Source organism: Billgrantia aerodenitrificans (genome assembly GCF_021404405.1).
Lineage (GTDB): Bacteria > Pseudomonadota > Gammaproteobacteria > Pseudomonadales > Halomonadaceae > Halomonas > Halomonas aerodenitrificans.
The window spans coordinates 612530-627620 of record NZ_JABFTV010000001.1 but is presented as its reverse complement, the minus strand read 5'-3'; the positions used below and the strand labels follow the sequence as shown (position 1 = coordinate 627620).

General features: G+C 66.0%; 18 protein-coding genes. 5 read left to right on the top strand and 13 right to left on the bottom strand.

Translation table 11 applies throughout. The features are described 5' to 3' along the window. Positions 1–13: 13 nt before the first annotated feature. From apaG to HOP59_RS03025, 5 genes are read right to left on the bottom strand one after another with little or no spacing between them, the layout of a single operon-like run. Positions 14–412 carry a Co2+/Mg2+ efflux protein ApaG gene (gene apaG / locus HOP59_RS03045; protein WP_234252746.1) on the bottom strand — a complete coding sequence of 133 codons (399 nt, stop codon included), beginning with the start codon at positions 410–412 and terminating at the stop codon, positions 14–16. Further along, the gene (gene rsmA, locus HOP59_RS03040; RefSeq protein ID WP_010629620.1) at positions 409–1221 is read right to left on the bottom strand and encodes a 16S rRNA (adenine(1518)-N(6)/adenine(1519)-N(6))-dimethyltransferase RsmA; all 813 of its coding nucleotides are present in this window, start codon (positions 1219–1221) and stop codon (positions 409–411) included. The genes apaG and rsmA overlap by 4 nt, the downstream gene beginning before the upstream one ends. A 26-nt stretch (positions 1222–1247) precedes the next feature. Continuing rightward, a complete protein-coding gene (pdxA, locus tag HOP59_RS03035) occupies positions 1248–2297 on the bottom strand; it encodes a 4-hydroxythreonine-4-phosphate dehydrogenase PdxA (RefSeq protein ID WP_234252745.1) in 1050 nt (349 codons plus the stop codon). Between the two features lie 3 nt (positions 2298–2300). Continuing rightward, on the bottom strand, positions 2301–2963 hold the full coding sequence (locus HOP59_RS03030) for a SurA N-terminal domain-containing protein (protein ID WP_010629622.1): 663 nt from the start codon (positions 2961–2963) through the stop codon (positions 2301–2303). A gap of 46 nt (positions 2964–3009) precedes the next feature. Beyond that, a complete protein-coding gene (locus HOP59_RS03025; protein WP_234252744.1) occupies positions 3010–5454 on the bottom strand; it encodes an LPS-assembly protein LptD in 2445 nt (814 codons plus the stop codon). Positions 5455–5591: 137 nt separating this feature from the next. Here HOP59_RS03025 and HOP59_RS03020 point away from each other — a divergent pair, with 137 nt between their 5' ends. The 3 genes from HOP59_RS03020 to HOP59_RS03010 all read left to right on the top strand — a co-directional run bounded on the left by HOP59_RS03020 (position 5592) and on the right by HOP59_RS03010 (position 7784). Beyond that, entirely contained in the window at positions 5592–6635 is a 1044-nt protein-coding gene (locus HOP59_RS03020; protein WP_234252743.1) for an aminoglycoside phosphotransferase family protein, read from the top strand. Continuing rightward, positions 6632–7303, top strand: coding sequence for an N-acetylmuramate alpha-1-phosphate uridylyltransferase MurU (gene murU, locus HOP59_RS03015; RefSeq protein ID WP_234252742.1), 672 nt, complete (start codon positions 6632–6634; stop codon positions 7301–7303). Before HOP59_RS03020 ends, murU begins: the two co-directional genes overlap by 4 nt. Positions 7304–7364: 61 nt before the next feature. Further along, the gene (locus HOP59_RS03010) at positions 7365–7784 is read left to right on the top strand and encodes an OsmC family protein (RefSeq protein ID WP_010629626.1); all 420 of its coding nucleotides are present in this window, start codon (positions 7365–7367) and stop codon (positions 7782–7784) included. A gap of 78 nt (positions 7785–7862) precedes the next feature. Here the strand turns inward: HOP59_RS03010 and HOP59_RS03005 are convergent, their stop codons facing one another. From HOP59_RS03005 to phaR, 7 genes are all read right to left on the bottom strand, one after another. Further along, positions 7863–8468 carry a DNA-3-methyladenine glycosylase family protein gene (locus HOP59_RS03005; protein WP_010629627.1) on the bottom strand — a complete coding sequence of 202 codons (606 nt, stop codon included), beginning with the start codon at positions 8466–8468 and terminating at the stop codon, positions 7863–7865. Positions 8469–8478: 10 nt separating this feature from the next. Continuing rightward, positions 8479–9123 carry a 2-polyprenyl-3-methyl-6-methoxy-1,4-benzoquinone monooxygenase gene (coq7, locus tag HOP59_RS03000; protein ID WP_234252741.1) on the bottom strand — a complete coding sequence of 215 codons (645 nt, stop codon included), beginning with the start codon at positions 9121–9123 and terminating at the stop codon, positions 8479–8481. Between the two features lie 176 nt (positions 9124–9299). Then, entirely contained in the window at positions 9300–9644 is a 345-nt protein-coding gene (locus HOP59_RS02995; protein ID WP_010629629.1) for a histidine triad nucleotide-binding protein, read from the bottom strand. Between the two features lie 20 nt (positions 9645–9664). Next, positions 9665–10537 carry a phosphoribulokinase gene (locus HOP59_RS02990; protein WP_010629630.1) on the bottom strand — a complete coding sequence of 291 codons (873 nt, stop codon included), beginning with the start codon at positions 10535–10537 and terminating at the stop codon, positions 9665–9667. Further along, a complete protein-coding gene (locus tag HOP59_RS02985) occupies positions 10537–10977 on the bottom strand; it encodes an acyl-CoA thioesterase (protein WP_010629631.1) in 441 nt (146 codons plus the stop codon). Before HOP59_RS02985 ends, HOP59_RS02990 begins: the two co-directional genes overlap by 1 nt. Before the next feature lie 44 nt (positions 10978–11021). Continuing rightward, on the bottom strand, positions 11022–12317 hold the full coding sequence (purD, locus tag HOP59_RS02980; protein WP_234252740.1) for a phosphoribosylamine--glycine ligase: 1296 nt from the start codon (positions 12315–12317) through the stop codon (positions 11022–11024). 122 nt (positions 12318–12439) lie between these two features. Continuing rightward, positions 12440–12916, bottom strand: coding sequence for a polyhydroxyalkanoate synthesis repressor PhaR (phaR, locus tag HOP59_RS02975; protein ID WP_010629633.1), 477 nt, complete (start codon positions 12914–12916; stop codon positions 12440–12442). Between the two features lie 94 nt (positions 12917–13010). On the opposite strand from phaR, the gene HOP59_RS02970 reads away from it, so the two are divergent. Further along, positions 13011–13724, top strand: a complete 714-nt coding sequence (locus HOP59_RS02970) for a 16S rRNA (uracil(1498)-N(3))-methyltransferase (RefSeq protein ID WP_234252739.1) — start codon at positions 13011–13013, stop codon at positions 13722–13724. Between the two features lie 16 nt (positions 13725–13740). Here the strand turns inward: HOP59_RS02970 and rloA3 are convergent, their stop codons facing one another. Next, positions 13741–14349, bottom strand: coding sequence for a retropepsin-like aspartic peptidase RloA3 (gene rloA3, locus HOP59_RS02965; protein WP_010629635.1), 609 nt, complete (start codon positions 14347–14349; stop codon positions 13741–13743). Positions 14350–14462: 113 nt separating this feature from the next. On the opposite strand from rloA3, the gene HOP59_RS02960 reads away from it, so the two are divergent. After that, positions 14463–15047: a PRC-barrel domain containing protein gene (locus HOP59_RS02960; protein ID WP_141638675.1), complete on the top strand. Its 585-nt coding sequence runs from the start codon at positions 14463–14465 to the stop codon at positions 15045–15047. Positions 15048–15091: the final 44 nt, after the last annotated feature.

The window sequence follows — 15091 nt, the reverse complement described above, 5'->3', positions numbered from 1 at the left end:
CGCACCGCAGGCTTCAGTGTATCTGATTGGGGCCGGCCAGCCGGAAAGGCGCGATGCTCACTTCGAAAGGACGCTGACTGGCGGTATCAACACAGGTGTAGGAGCCTTCCATCACCCCCACCGGCCCGTCAAGGATGGCACGGCTGGTGTAGCGGAAGGTCTGCCCGGGGCCGATCATGGGCTGCTGGCCCACCACCCCCTTGCCGCGCACCTCCTGCACCTTGCCGCTGCCCTGGGTGATACGCCAGTGACGCGCCAGCAGTTGGACGCTACGCGCCGAATGATTGTGGATCGTCACCGTATAGCTGAAGACATAGCGCGACTCCTCACGCGAGGACTCGTCGTCGCGATAGATCGGCTCCACGTCGACCAGCACCTCCCGCTCCAGCGGCACGTCGGAAGTCGGGTTCATGGTGTGACCTCCGTGGCAGCGAGGTGGTTGGCAATGCGAACGAACTCTTCTACGTTCAGCGTCTGAGGCCGGCGCGCGGGGTCGATGCCCAGCGCTGTCAGCGTGTCGCCGTCCACCACCCCCTTGAGATTGTTGCGCAGGGTCTTGCGGCGCTGTGAGAAGGCCTGACGCACGACATCGAACAGCAGCGCCTCGTTCGTCGCCGGCCAGGGCAGCTCGGCGTATGGCGTCAACCGCACGATGGCCGAGTCGACCTTGGGCCGCGGCACGAATGCCTCCGGCGGCACCGTGAACAGGTCATCGACGCGGCAGCGATACTGCGCCATCACCGAGAGACGTCCCCAGTCGGCACCGCCTGGCTCAGCAGCCAGGCGCTCGACCACCTCCTTCTGCAGCATGAAGTGCATGTCGGCGATCACATCGCCGGCTTCCAGCAGGTGGGCGATCAGCGGCGTCGAGATGTTGTAGGGCAGGTTGCCCACCACCCGTAGCGGCTCGCCGTCGCCGCGCAGCGCACGGAAGTCGAACTTCAGCGCATCGCCCTCGTGCACCACGAAGCCCGGATAGTTGAAGAACTGCACGCGCAGCCCGGGGATCAGGTCGCGATCCAGCTCGATTACCTCGAGCTGCCCGCCGGCTGATTCGATCAGCGGTTCGGTCAGCGCCCCCTGGCCGGGGCCAATCTCCACCAGCCTGTCGCCGGGGCGGGGCGCGATGGCCCGCACGATGCGGGAAATGATGCCGGGGTCACGCAGGAAGTTCTGGCCGAAGCGCTTGCGAGCGCGATGGACCGGCGGGCGCGATGCCATGCAAAGAATCCTTGTCTGTTCGTTCGTCAGGGAGTGGCCGAACCGCGGTCGGCCATGTCGGCGGCCAGTGCCACGGCGACTCGCAGACTGCCCGCATCGGCCAGACCGCGACCGGCCAGATCCAGCGCCGTGCCATGATCCACCGAGGTACGCACGATAGGCAGCCCCAGGGTGATGTTGGCGGCCTGGCCGAAGCCGGCATACTTGAGCACCGGCAGGCCCTGATCATGATACATCGCCAGCACCGCATCGACCCCGGTCAGATGGCGCGGCGTGAACAGGGTATCGGCCGGCAGCGGCCCGTCAAGCTCGAAACCCTCGTTGCGCAGGCGCACAAGACAGGGCTCGATCACCTCGAGCTCTTCGCGCCCCAGATGCCCGCTCTCCCCCGCGTGGGGATTGAGGCCGCACACGGCAATGCGCGGCCTGGCAATGCCGAACCAGCGTGTCAGGTCCGCCTGCAGAATACGCAGGATGCGCTCCAGCCCCGCCTCGCTGATGGCGTCGGCCACCTCACGCAGGGGCAGGTGGGTGGTGGCCAGCGCCACTCTCAGCGCGGTGCTACCCTGCCAGTCGGAGCCCGCAGCATGCAGAGCGCTGTCGGTGGCCAGCATCATCACCACCTCGTCGACGCCGCAGGCATCGCGCAGGTACTCGGTGTGGCCGCGAAAGCCGGCATGGCCGGCATCGAGAATCACCCCTTTGTGCAGCGGTGCGGTAACCATGGCGCCGGCACGGCCGTCGCGACAGGCCGCAATCGCCACGTCGAGGGTTTCCAGCACATAGCCGGCATTGGCCACGGCCAGCTCACCGGGGCGGCTCGGCTCACGCAGCGCCACCGGCCACACCGGCAGCACGCCGCGCCTTGCTGGCGGCACCGGCGCCCCTGGACTTAGTTCGACCAAGTCGACCTCCAGGCGTAGCAGCGCCGCACGCTGAGCCAGCAGGGTCGGGTCGCCCACTACCACGACGCCCCCGGGCGGCGGCTCCCCCAAGGCCAGCTGCAGGCACAGCTCGGGGCCGATGCCGGCAGGCTCCCCGCTGGTCACCGCCAGCACGGGCGCGGACGGTTTCATCTATCAGCTGCCGCTGGCCAGCCGATTGTCGACGAAGGCATCGGCGCGAATCTCCTGCAGCCAGGCGTCGAGGGCTTCGTTGGCCTTGCGCTGGAACACCATCTGGCGCGCCTGCTCATGGCTCACGTTGCCGCCCTGCTGCTCGATGAAGCGCTCCACCTCACGTGTGCTGACGTTGACCCGGCCGCCGATCTGACGCTGATGCAGTTCACGCAGCAGCATCTCGCGACGGATCTCCTCGCGCACGGATGCCATGGTCAGACCATCCGCCTCCAGGGCGTCGGCGAACTGATCGAGGGTCATGTTGTTGCTCTCGGCGATCTCGCGCATCTGCCGGTTGAGCGCGGTGTCGTCGATGCTGAGGCCGGCATTGGCCGCCATCTGCAGCTGAATCTCTTCCAGGATGATCTGCTCGAGCACGTATTCGCGCAGCATCGTCTCGGGGGGCAGGGACTGCCCCTGTGCCGACAGCTGACTGCGCGCCTGCATCATGCGCTCCTCGAGCTGGCTGTGCATGATGGCCTGCTGGTTCACCACGGCCACGATACGGTCCAGGGACTGCCGCTGTACCGGCTGGAAATCCTGGGCCACAGCCGACAGCGGCAAGGCACCGAGGCACAGGACCAATCCCAGGGCGCCCAGGGTGGCGAATGGCGAAATCCGCATCTCTCTCTTTCCTCTCATATGGCTCACTTGTAGGGCATACGCACGATCAGAAGGCAGTGGCTCGGTAGCCCGGTATGGCCCGCTCGAAATAGTCGCCGGCGTCGCCACCGACACCGCCCAAGCCCTTGAATACGAAGCGCAGGAACAACCCACGCTCCGTCGTATCGTTCTCGATGCTGGCAGTGCCTTGGTCATCGACCCATTCGCGCCAGACGACTTGCAAGCCGTAGCAGCAGTCGTTCCACTGCACGCCTGCCAACTGGTCGAGCAGGCGCTCGTTGGTGTAGTCATACACGGCACGCCCGATCAGATCCACCCGGGGCGAGAGCTTCCAGGCAAACGAGAGATCGTACTCTTCGCGGTTGTAGTCGCGGAACTCGTCGTCGTCCGGCTCCACCGACGGGTCGAACCCTTGGAGTTCCCAACGGTAGCCAAGGTTCAATACGTGCCCTGCCTGGCTGCGGTAGCTCAGGTCCAGCGAGGTCCGCTCGGTACGCTGCTGGTAGTCGTCGTAGATCCACTGCAAGCGGCTGCGCCAGGCATCGTTGATCTGCCAATCGAGCCGGGTCACCAGCGATGAGCGGTCGCGGGTGGCGTTGTACCAGGATTCGAAATCCCCGCCCTGCTCAGGCGGCACCGGCAGTGTATCGGGATTACCGTCCATGTCGATATGACGATCATCGAAATAGAACGCCTGACCGATGCCGATGGCCAGCCGCTCGCGGCCGCGGTCGTCTTCCAGCAGGCGTGAGTCGACACCTACCGACAAGCGGTTGAGATCCCCCACCCGATCGGCCCCGGAGAAGCGATACGGCGACCACAGCTGATTCCACGAGAGTGCCCGCTCGCTGGTATCGAAATCGGGAAACTCACGCTGATCGCGGGCCGGCACATAGGCATAGTTGACCCGTGGCTCCAACGTCTGACGATAAGGCCGCCCGCCGAGCTCCAGCTCGCGCTCGAACACCAGCCCGCCGTCGATGGAAGTCACCGGCACCGCCCGCTGTAGCGTGGTGTCACGCTCGGTCTGGCGCTCGCCGTAGTCGAGATCATACGCGGTATAGAGCCACTCCACTCGCGGCTCCAGGTGGCCCCAGCTCTGATCGAAGCGCCAACCGGTAGCTGGCGCCAGGTGCAGACGGGTACCCACTGCAGCCTCACGCTCCCGAGACAGCGCCACTTCATTCACGTCGCGCCAGAAGTAGGTGACATTGGAGCGCCACTCCTGGTACAGCCCGCCTGGCTGCATCCAGCGAGCGTCGGCGGTGAGGCTGGGCAGACGGTAGAACGGTTTGTCGCGATCGCGCAGCGGATCGTCGAGCCGCTGGTAGCCCTGGGCACGGGCATCCAGGCGCCAGACAGCGCCGCGGTAGTCTATCTGGGCCAGGCGCGGCATGTTGCTGGGGTCGTCGCCGAAGATGCTGCCGTAGTCGTCGAAATAGCGCCCGTCGCTGGCCGCCCCATAGCGCAGGTTATAGCTCGTGCGCGTATCGAAACGCCCAGTATGGCGGTAATCGACGTACCAGCGGTCCTCGCCCTCGTAGCGCCGCGAAGCGGCACCCGGCTCGTCGGAGCCACCGCCGTCGCTGGACAGGTAGGCCCCCTCGATCTGACCGGCATCGGTGGGGAACAGATAGCGGTACTCCCCGCCCAAAAGCAGGCCGCGGTCGCTGATCCAGCGCGGCGTGAGGGTGGCGTCATGATTGGGCGCGATGTTCCAGTAGAACGGCTGGGCATAGTCCAGGGCGCCGCCGGAGAGGCCGATTTCGGGCCACAGGAAACCGGTGTGACGCCGGTCGTCGATGGGGAAACGCACCCAGGGCCAGTAGAACACCGGCACATTGCCCATCTCCAGGCGCGCGTGACGCGCGGTACCGAAGCCACTCTCGCGGTCGAGCACCAGATCGCCGGTGACCAGTTGCCACAGATTGTCGCCCGGGTCGCAGGTGGTGAAGCTGGCCGAGGTGAGCCGGAAGCGGCCATCCTCCAGCCGCTCCATCTGCATGGCATCGCCGCGCAGGTGCTGATCGTGGACCACGAAGTGCGCCGCGTCGATGCTGGCGGCATCGGTAACCAGCGAGACCTCGCCGGCCTCTCCGCGCACCAGCAGGTTGAGATCGCGCAGCGCCAACGGCCCTTCGGCAAACGCCCGCTCACGCTCGGGCGGCACGCTCACCCGCGGCGACTCGAGCTGCGTGTCGGCACGCCGCAGGATCACTTCACCGCCGAGAATGGTTTCGCCATCATCGCCGTAATAGGCGGTGTCGGACTCGCTGCGCACCTGGCCCGGCTCGTCACCGGCGGGCAAGCGATAGGCAGGCATGATGTAGACCCCGCGGCACAGCGCCTCGGCCGGACGCCCCTCGCCCCAAGGCTGCCAGTCCAGTTGCCATGCCGCCAACGGCTCGAGCGCCAGCGCCTGCGGCGCGCCCAGCGTCAGGCCGGATGTGATCAGGCTGGCCAACGCCGTTCCTGCATGTCGCTTGCCCATGGTCCCTCGATGTCCTTGGCGAAGAGAATCGGTATTATACAGACCACACCCAGCCTGTCGTATGCGCCTGATCGGTCAGCATGCGGCGGTGCCCAACGGGCGTCAACCGGCACCGTCCGAGACTGCAAGGAGCCAGCATGACCCAGGCCGACACCACGACGCGATTCGAGGCCCTGCGCCAGTGGGCCGCGGCGCAGCACGAGCTTTCCCCGGCAGCCCTCGACCTGTGCCTGGCCGCAGGAGACGCCAGCTTTCGCCGCTACTTCCGTCTGCAGCTGCCCGACGGCAGCACGCGCATGCTGATGGATGCGCCCCCACCCCAGGAGGACAGTCGTCCATTCGTCGACATCGCCCGCCGCTGGCGGGCCGGTGGCCTGCCGGTACCGGCTCTGCACGCGGTGGATCTCGACGCCGGCTTCGTCGAGCTCGACGACCTGGGCGACACGCCGCTGCAGCTGCGCTTCGCCGACGACGAGCATGCCGACACCCTGGCCTGGCATGAACGCGCCCTGGCCCTGATTCATGAGCTGCAGAATCGCGCCGGTCCCGATATGCTGCCGGTCTACGACGAGGCGCTGCTGGGCCGCGAGCTGGACCTCTTCCCCGAGTGGTGCCTGACGCAATGGCTGGGCGATAGCGCCCTACCGCCCGGCTGGGCCGAGCTGCGTGAGGCGCTGATCGCCTCCGCCCTGGCGCAGCCGGTGGTCACGGTGCATCGCGATTTCGATGCCATGAACCTGATGGTGCACGACGAGACGCTCTACCTGATCGATTTCCAGGACGCCGTGGCCGGCCCCATCACCTACGACCTGATCTCGCTGCTGCGCGGGCGCTACTGCCGCTTCCCGCCCGCGCGCTTCGCGCGTTGGGTCGAGGCCTTTCGCCAGCGGGCAGTTCACGACGGCCGCCTGCCCGGCTCCACCGGCAGCGATACCTTCCAGCGCCAGGCCCAGGCCATGGCCGCCCAGCGCGCGCTCAAGGTGCTCGGCATCTTCTGTCGCCTGACCCTGCGCGATGGCCGTAGCGGCTATCTCGAACGTCTGCCGCACTTCCTCGGCCATCTCGAGGCCAGCCTCGTCGACCTGCCCGAACACGCAGCCTTCCAGCGCTGGCTGGCGGAGCGCCTGCGCCCCACCCTGACCCAGCGGCTGGCCGCCGGCACCGGCCCGGAGGCGACATGAAGGCCATGATCCTGGCCGCCGGGCTCGGCAAACGCATGCGCCCATTGACCGACCATTGTCCCAAGCCGCTGCTGCCGGTAGCCGGCAAGCCGCTGATCGTGCACCACCTGGAACGTCTGGCGGCCGCCGGTATCGACGAAGTGGTGATCAACGTCAGCTATCGCGCCGAGCAGATCATCGGCGCCCTGGGCGATGGTCGACAGTTCGGCGTACGCATCGCCTGGAGCCGTGAAACGCAGCCGCTGGAGACCGGCGGCGGCATTCGCCAGGCGCTGCCGCTGCTGGGCGACGCGCCCTTCCTGCTGATCAACGGCGACGTCTGGTGCGAATTCGACCCCTCGACACTTCCCGTCCTGGGGCGCGATCTGGCCCACCTGGTGCTGGTCGACAATCCCGCTCACCACCCCGGCGGCGATTTCCATCTGGACGCCGCGGGGCGGGTCCACGCCGAGGGCGAGCCACGCCTGACCTTCGCCGGGCTCAGCCTGCTCGACCCGGCCCTGGTGGCCGACCGGGCACCGGGTGAGTTTCCCCTGGCCCCCCTGCTGCGTACGGCGATGCGTGCCGGCCGCGTTGGCGGCACCCACCATCGCGGACGCTGGGTCGACGTGGGTACCCCCGAGCGCCTGGCCGAGCTGGAGCGGGAGCTGGTCAGGCGGCAGGGCTGAGCCGAGCGCCGCACAGTGGTAAGCTCTCCGACATGAACGTATCGACAAGGAAACCTTGCTCATGAAAGCCAGCGTCAAGTGGACCGATGGCCGTCAGTTCGTCGCCGAATCGGGTAGTGGTCACAGCGTGGTGATCGATGGCCCGCCTGACCACGGCGGACGCAATACCGGCCCGCGCCCGATGGAAATGCTGCTGATGGGCATGGGCGCCTGCACCTCCTTCGACGTGCTGGAGATCCTCGAGAAGTCGCGCGCCCCCGTGAGCGACTGCGTGGCGACCATCGAGGCCGAACGCGCCGATGCCGTGCCAGCCGTCTTCACCAAGATCCACATCCACTTCACCGTCAGCGGCCGCAACCTCAAGGAGAGCCAGGTCAAGCGCGCCGTGGAGCTGTCGGCCGAGAAATACTGCAGCGCTTCGATCATGCTGGCCAAGGGTGGGGTAGACGTTACCCACTCCTACAGCATCATCGACGACTAGCAGCACCGAGACTGAGCCCCCATACAGACGAAGGCCCGCCTGGCGGGCCTTTTCTGGTTCCAAACGGATAGCCAAGCGCTAGCCAGGCGGCGAGTCGACATGCCGCCACAGGTATAGGGCAAGGTAGGAGCGATGGGGGGCAAAACGCATGGCGGTTCGCAGCGTCTTGCGCCGCGGGCTGGTAAGACGCTCGAGGGTCTTGCGCGCCGTCACGTCGCCTTCCGGCCAGACGTCAGGCTCGCCGAAGTAGAAGATCGACAGCATGTCGGCGGTCCATTGCCCCACACCCCATAGTGCGGTCAGGTGCCGCGAGCGTTCGACATGGTCCAGACCTCGCAGCGCGTCGGCTTCAAGCCGACCGGCGCGGGCCTCTTCGGCAATCAGGCACAGCGCTCTGGCCTTGGCCCCCGACAGGCCGCAGCCACGCAGCACCTCCTGGTTCGGCTCGAGGAAAAATTCCATCAGCGGCGTCTCGCCCGCCGCATCGACGACCCGCGCCCAGATCGAGCGCGCCGCCTTTACCGAAAGCTGCTGCCCAGCGATCGAACGGCACAGGCGCTCCGCCAGCGGCTGGCCGTCGTCGGCGCGCAGTACCAGCGGCCCACCGCGCTCGATGGCCTCGGCGAGCAGTGGACTCAACTGGCTGGCGACTTCGATACAGCGCCGATGGATCTCGTCCGACATCGCGACGTGCTCAGATTCGATAGACGCTCTTGGTCATCACCTTCGACATCAACGACATGCCGAATTTGATCGGCGCCGGGAAGCGTGCCCCGCCGGCTTCCAGCGCCAGTTGGGCGTGATGCGCCTCGTCGATGGCCATCTGACGCAGCACGGCACGCGAGCGGTGGTCGCCCGCTGGCAGTTTGACCAGGTGATCCTCCAGATGCTTGCCCACCTGCTCCTCGGTGGCGGCGACGAAGCCCAGGCTGATGCGGTCGCCGATGGCGCCCGCCACCGCCCCCAGGCCGAAGGAAGCCGCATAGAACAGCGGATTCAGCACGCTGGGGTGACTGTCGAGCTCTTGCAGCCGCTCGTCGCACCAGGCCAGATGATCGATCTCTTCCTGGGCGGAGTGCTCCATCTGACTGCGCACTTCCGGCAGCTTGGCGGTGCAACCCTGGCCCTGATAGAGCGCCTGGGCGCATACCTCACCGGTATGATTGACCCGCATCAGCCCGGCGGCATGGCGCCGCTCCTCGGCGCTCATGTCGTCGTCCTGGATGTCCGCGGTGGCCGGCGAGGGGCGCGAGGGGTGAGCTGCATGGGGGATCAATGTGCGCAGCACGGTATCGAACTGGTGGACCAGATTGTCGGCCGGAGAGTAGTTACGGTACATGTCTCTTTTCCCTTTGCGCCGCCTTCCTGAGCTCGTCAGGGTGCGGTGTGCTCGTTTCGCGCCCGGAAACCTGTCGGCTATTACGACAGCGCCACCCATGGGGTGGCGCTGATGAAATTGGATGCACCTGATGCGTCGCACGCCTCGACGCGCGCGGATGGACCGCAGAGCGCCGGCTAGCCAGCCGGCCAAGTAAAGCGACGACCGCCCATCAGGTGCATATGAATATGATAGACCGTCTGCCCGCCCTGGTCATTGCAGTTCATCACCACCCGGTAGCCGTCATCGGCAAAGCCCCGCTCCCGGGCCAGATGGGCCGCCACGACCGGCAGCCGGCCGACCAGGGTCTGGTCTGCCTCCTCGAGGTCGTTGAGAGTGGCGATATGGCGCTTGGGAATGATCAGGACATGGGTCGGCGCTTGGGGATTGATGTCGTTGAACGCCAAGACCTGGTCATCTTCGAAGACGATATCGGCAGGGATCTCGCGCTTGACGATCTTGCAGAACAGGCAGTCTTGCATCGGACGTGCTCCCTTGCGTATTACCGAAAACGCCGCTGCGCCAGCAGATGGCGCACCAGCGGCGCCAGGATGAGCTCGATGGCCAGTGACATCCTCGCCCCGGGCACCACCAAAGTGTGCGGACGGCTCATGAAGGAGTCCTGGATCATCGCCAGCAGCCAGGGAAAATCCACCGTCGAGGGGTCACGGAAGCGAATCACCACGAACGATTCGGCGTCGTTGGGGATGTCCTGCACCTCGAACGGATTGGAGGTATCCACCGTGGGTACCCGCTGGAAGTTGATGTGGGTGCGCGAGAACTGCGGCTGAATGTAGCGCACGTAGTCGTTCATGCGACCCAGAATGGTGTCGATCACCGCCTCCTGGGAGTAGCCGCGCAGCTTGATGTCGCGGTCGATCTTCTGAATCCACTCGAGATTCATGGTCGGCGCCACCCCCACCAGCAGATCCACGTGGCGGGCGATATCGTGCCCCGACGTCACCAGCCCGCCGTGCAATCCCTCGTAGAACAGCAGGTCGGTGCCGCAGGGCAGCGGCTGCCATTCGGTGAAGGTGCCCACCTGATGGCCCGCCTCGATCATCTGCTTGTCTTCGGCATGAATGTAGTGCCGGTAGGTCCCGGTGCCATGCTCGCCGTACTCCAGGAACAGCGCTTCGAGACGGTCGAGCAGATTGGCCTCCACGGCAAAGTGGGAGAGCTGATTCTTGCGCTCGGGCTCTTCGCGGAAGATGCGCGCCAGCTCCTCGCGGGTATAGCGATGGAAGGCATCGCCATCGACGAAGGCCGCATGCACGTCCTCGCGGGCGAACATGCGCTCGAAGGTGCGTTTCACCGTAGTGGTGCCGGCCCCGGAGGAGCCGGTCACGGCGATGATGGGATATTCCCGCGACATCAGGCGCTCTCCGCTCCGACAAAGGCCTGCCGTACGGCATCGGGCAGCGCGACGCTGCGCCCCTGGGCCGGGTCCAACAGCACCAGGTTGAGGCGCGCCGTGGCTACCGGCCGGCCGCCTTCGGCATGCCGTACCCGATGATAGACCACGATAGCCTGGCTGGCCGGCTCCGGAATGGCTGTCTCCACCACCAGCGCATCCGGCCAGCGGGCCTCGGACTGGTACTGCACGGCGAGGTCGACCACCACGCTGGGAAAGCCGCCCATGTCCCACTCGGTGAGACCAAGGGCGCCGAAGGCCTGTATGCGCGCCTCATGCAGCAGCGATACCAGCGTATCGTGCCCCAGGTGTCGACCATAGTTCATGTCGGTGACGCGTACCGACAGCGGCTGCCTGTGCACGATGGCGGAATCGGGAAATGCCAGCTTGATGCGCTCCATGCTCACTCCCTGACTGTCGTTGCGGTAGATACAGGAGGCCGTGATCAGCCCTCCTGACGCTCCCGGGCAATGGCACGGTAGGCGATGTCGCGGCGGAACTGAACGCCGTCCCAGTGAATCGCCGCCACGCCTTGGTAGGCCAGATCGCGAGCCTTGGACACGCCCTGTCCCAGCGCGGTGACGCACAGCACACGCCCGCCGCTGGTCACGATACGCCCCTGGTCGTCCTCGGCGGTACCGGCATGGAAGACCTTGCAACCGGTCGCCTCTGCGGCGTCGAGCCCAACGATGGCGTCACCCTTGCGATAGCTGCCGGGATAACCGCCGGCGGCCAGTACCACGCCCACCGCAGCATGCGGGTCCCACTCGCAGGTGTGGCCGGCGAGCTCGCCCCGCGCCCCGGCCAGGCACAGCTCGGCGAGATCGGAGCGCAGACGCAGCATGATCGGCTGAGTCTCGGGATCGCCGAAGCGGCAGTTATACTCGATCACCTTGGGATTGCCCTCGGCGTCGATCATCAGGCCGGCATAGAGAAAACCGCTATAAGGGTGGCCCTCGGCAGCCATACCGTGAACGGTGGGCATGATGACCTGCTGCATGATGCGCTCGTGCACGCTCTCGGTTACCACCGGCGCTGGCGAATAGGCGCCCATGCCGCCGGTGTTGGGGCCGGCATCGCCATCCAGGGCGCGCTTGTGGTCCTGGCTGGTGGCCATGGGCAGCACGGTAGTGCCATCGACCATGACGATGAAGCTCGCCTCTTCACCTTCGAGGAACTCCTCGATCACCACCCGCGCACCGGCATCGCCGAAGGCATTGGCCTCGAGCATGTCGCGTACCGCCGCCTCGGCCTCGGCCAGGGTCATGGCCACGATCACGCCCTTGCCTGCGGCCAGGCCGTCGGCCTTGATCACGATCGGTGCGCCCTGCTCGGCCAGGTAGACGAGCGCCGGCTCGACCTCGGTGAAGGTGCGATAGGCCGCGGTGGGAATGGCGTGGCGGGCGAGGAAATCCTTGGTGAAGGACTTCGAGCCCTCCAACTGAGCAGCCCCCTGGGTCGGCCCGAAGATGGCCAGCCCGGCTTCGCGGAAGCGATCCACCACGCCTTCGACCAGCGGAGCCTCGGGACCGACGATGGTCAGCTCCACGCCCTCGTCGCGGGCAAAGGCCAACAGGCGCTCCAGCTCGGTCGCCTCGATGGCAACGTTGATCAGCCCGGGCTCGTGGGCGGTACCGGCATTGCCGGGAGCCACGAATACCCGCTCGACAAGGGGCGACTGGCCGATTTTCCAGGCCAGGGCATGTTCGCGGCCACCGCCGCCGATGATCAAAACCTTCATCCGCTTGCTTTTCCTGTTTCGTACCGATCAGGCCCGACCATGCGGCGAACCTGGCATTCGGCTATAAGACGTCGCGGCATTATGGCAGAAAGCGGCCCCGGACGCCGCCCCGCGCAGCCTGCCTACTTGTCGTCTTCCTTGTCCGAGCTGTCCTTCGGCTCCGGCTTGCCCGGCTGTCCCTGGCCGATCGCCTGCTGCCAGAAGCGCATGTTCTCCTCGGCCATTTCGCGCATTAGCTCCATGGGCGAGTGGCGCATCGCCTGCTGCCACTGATCCTGCATGCGCTTCTGCTGCTCGAGCATCAGTTGGGTGCCCTGCTCCAGATAACGGGCCAGCGGCAGCGGCTGTGCCATGTCATAGACACGGATAAACTGGGCCAGCAGATCGTTGGAAAAGACCTCGGCCTCACCGTCAGCCTGCTCCTGCTCGATGATGATCGACAGCAGAATGGTACGGGTCAGGTCCTCACCGGACTTTGCATCCTCGACGCGGAACGGCTCCTCGTCGAGAATCAGGCGCCGCAGATCTTCCAGCGTTACATAGCGGCTCTGTTGGGTATCATAGAGCCTGCGGTTGGCATACTTGCGAATCACGCGCACGACGGCACTCCTTATGGGAAAGGCAGGTTTGCCCTTGGCTGCTATTGTGCACCGCGCTACCGCCCTTGCAAATCGAAGCGACAAACGAGGCCCGATGAACCTGATTCTGCTGGCTCCGGAAGATATCCGGCACGACCGCCTGGCGTGCTTGCGCGACCCGCGCCGCCTGCGTCACCTGAAGGAAGTGCATCGCGCCCGGGTCGGCGACGTCCTGGCCCTGGGCATACAGGGCGGCGGCATCGGTCGCGGTGAGCTCACGCTGCTCTCCGACGATGAAGCCCGCTTTACGCTCGAGGCGCTCGACACGCCCCCGCCGCCGGCGCTGCCGGTGCACCTGGTGCTGGCCCTGCCGCGCCCGCGCATGCTGGCCAGAAGCCTCGAGCATGTCACCGCCATGGGGGTGAAACGGATCACCCTGCTGCATACCCGTCGGGTGGAGAAGAGCTACTGGCAGTCGCCGGAGCTCGAGCCGGCGAAGATTCACGAGCACCTGGTGCTGGGCCTCGAGCAGGCGCGGGACACGGTACTGCCCGACGTCAGCGTGGCCAAGGGCTTTCGCCCCTTCGTCGAGGAGCGGCTACCGCTGCTGCTCGACGGCCGCCGCGGGCTCGTCGCCCACCCGGGCATGCCCAATCCCTGCCCCACCGGCCTGAGCGAGCCCTGCGTGCTGCTCATCGGGCCCGAGGGCGGTTTCATCCCGTATGAGGTGGAGCGGCTGCTCGAGGCGGGCTGCGAGGGCATCCATCTTGGCCCCCGCATCCTGCGGGTGGAAACCGCCGTGGTCGCCCTGCTCGCCCGGCTGTTCTGATGCCTGGCAGGCAGAATCAGGCCTCGTCGTCCTCGACATCGTCGTCCTCGATGTCGCCCTCGTCCTCGCCCTCGTAGCGCATCACCTCAGCATCGTCGCCGCAGTCGGGCGAATTGAGGAAGGTGCGAGTGACGTCGAGCAGGCCCAGATGGCCGATGGTGCGCCTACCCAGCAGCAGCGGGTAGTGCATCTCTTCCCGGTCACGCAGGCTAAACTGCTCCTCGTGGATGGTATCGCCCATGCAGATCTTCATCAGCACCACCGGACGCTCGTCGCGACCGCCGGCCCCGCGCACGCGAATGTCGCGGTAGAGCGGCAGCTCCAGGCTCTCCTCGAACGGCTCGCCGCTGGCCTCATCGGTCAATTCCAGGCGAAAGCGCACCCACTCCTCGCCGTTCTTGTCGAAGGTCTCGATATCGCGGGCATCCAGAGAAGAGGTCAGGGCGCCGCTGTCCAGCTTGGCCTTGACTTCGACCCCCCAGGGTTCGAGCGTACTCTTCTCGACCCAGCCGTACACGACCGGCTCCTCTGCCATGGCCGGCCCCGCCAGCAACAGCGCGCCCACCGTTGCCAATAGCCGGTTACGCAACTTTCGAGCCGAATCTTTCCGGTACACTCTCTTCATGACGATAGCTCCTTTGTCGTCGATGCTCAGTCTGCCGCGGCATGTCACAGCCGCCCGAACATTGTTACATTTACTACACTATTCGTGTCACCAAGGATAAGGAGAGCGAAACGATGACATACCCCCGCATGAAAAGGATGCTCATTTCCGCCTCGGCCGGCCTGCTGCTTACCGGCCTTGCCACTGGCGTACAGGCGCAGTTCGAGCCTCAGGGGCTCTACTCCTCCCGGGCGCTCTTCGATGCCGAGGTGCATTTCGAGGCGGCACCGGACAGCCAGCCGGGCGAGGTGGTCGATATTCTGCTCGGCGATGATCGGCAGGTACATGCCATCGTCGTTCGCCCTGACGCCAACCTGGTAGAGAATGGCGACTACCTGGTGATCACCAACGCCCACTACCGGCTGATCAACTACGAGGATGATGGCGAAACGGTCCATGACATCATCGTCGATGCCGATCCGGAGTCGCTGGAGGCCATGCCGCGCTACGACCAGGAGTGGTGGGACATGGCGCGCGAGCGCACCCGCGAGGCGTGGCATAGCGCCGGAGAAGGCGCCGACAGCGCCTGGCAGCAGACCCGTCGCGGCGCCGATCGCGTCGGCGAAGGAGCCGAACAGGCCTGGGAGCGCACCCAGGAAGGCGCCGAACGGGCTGGACGTACTATCAGTGAAACCCTGGATCGCTGGACCAACAACTAAGGAAAACACTGCACAAATGCCTGCGCGAGCGAATCGCTGCGTTG

Bases quoted from the DNA above. Each gene is read 5' to 3' on its own strand.
- HOP59_RS02960 (WP_141638675.1), top strand. From the start codon at position 14,463: ATGACATACCCCCGCATGAAAAGGATGCTCATTTCCGCCTCGGCCGGC.
- HOP59_RS03010 (WP_010629626.1), top strand. From the start codon at position 7,365: ATGAAAGCCAGCGTCAAGTGGACCGATGGCCGTCAGTTCGTCGCCGAA.
- HOP59_RS03005 (WP_010629627.1), bottom strand. From the start codon at position 8,468: ATGTCGGACGAGATCCATCGGCGCTGTATCGAAGTCGCCAGCCAGTTG.
- HOP59_RS03025 (WP_234252744.1), bottom strand. From the start codon at position 5,454: ATGGGCAAGCGACATGCAGGAACGGCGTTGGCCAGCCTGATCACATCC.
- HOP59_RS02970 (WP_234252739.1), top strand. From the start codon at position 13,011: ATGAACCTGATTCTGCTGGCTCCGGAAGATATCCGGCACGACCGCCTG.
- purD (WP_234252740.1), bottom strand. From the start codon at position 12,317: ATGAAGGTTTTGATCATCGGCGGCGGTGGCCGCGAACATGCCCTGGCC.
- pdxA (WP_234252745.1), bottom strand. From the start codon at position 2,297: ATGAAACCGTCCGCGCCCGTGCTGGCGGTGACCAGCGGGGAGCCTGCC.
- HOP59_RS03020 (WP_234252743.1), top strand. From the start codon at position 5,592: ATGACCCAGGCCGACACCACGACGCGATTCGAGGCCCTGCGCCAGTGG.
- rsmA (WP_010629620.1), bottom strand. From the start codon at position 1,221: ATGGCATCGCGCCCGCCGGTCCATCGCGCTCGCAAGCGCTTCGGCCAG.
- HOP59_RS03030 (WP_010629622.1), bottom strand. From the start codon at position 2,963: ATGCGGATTTCGCCATTCGCCACCCTGGGCGCCCTGGGATTGGTCCTG.
- HOP59_RS02985 (WP_010629631.1), bottom strand. From the start codon at position 10,977: ATGGAGCGCATCAAGCTGGCATTTCCCGATTCCGCCATCGTGCACAGG.
- coq7 (WP_234252741.1), bottom strand. From the start codon at position 9,123: ATGTACCGTAACTACTCTCCGGCCGACAATCTGGTCCACCAGTTCGAT.
- apaG (WP_234252746.1), bottom strand. From the start codon at position 412: ATGAACCCGACTTCCGACGTGCCGCTGGAGCGGGAGGTGCTGGTCGAC.
- rloA3 (WP_010629635.1), bottom strand. From the start codon at position 14,349: ATGAAGAGAGTGTACCGGAAAGATTCGGCTCGAAAGTTGCGTAACCGG.
- HOP59_RS02990 (WP_010629630.1), bottom strand. From the start codon at position 10,537: ATGTCGCGGGAATATCCCATCATCGCCGTGACCGGCTCCTCCGGGGCC.
- murU (WP_234252742.1), top strand. From the start codon at position 6,632: ATGAAGGCCATGATCCTGGCCGCCGGGCTCGGCAAACGCATGCGCCCA.
- HOP59_RS02995 (WP_010629629.1), bottom strand. From the start codon at position 9,644: ATGCAAGACTGCCTGTTCTGCAAGATCGTCAAGCGCGAGATCCCTGCC.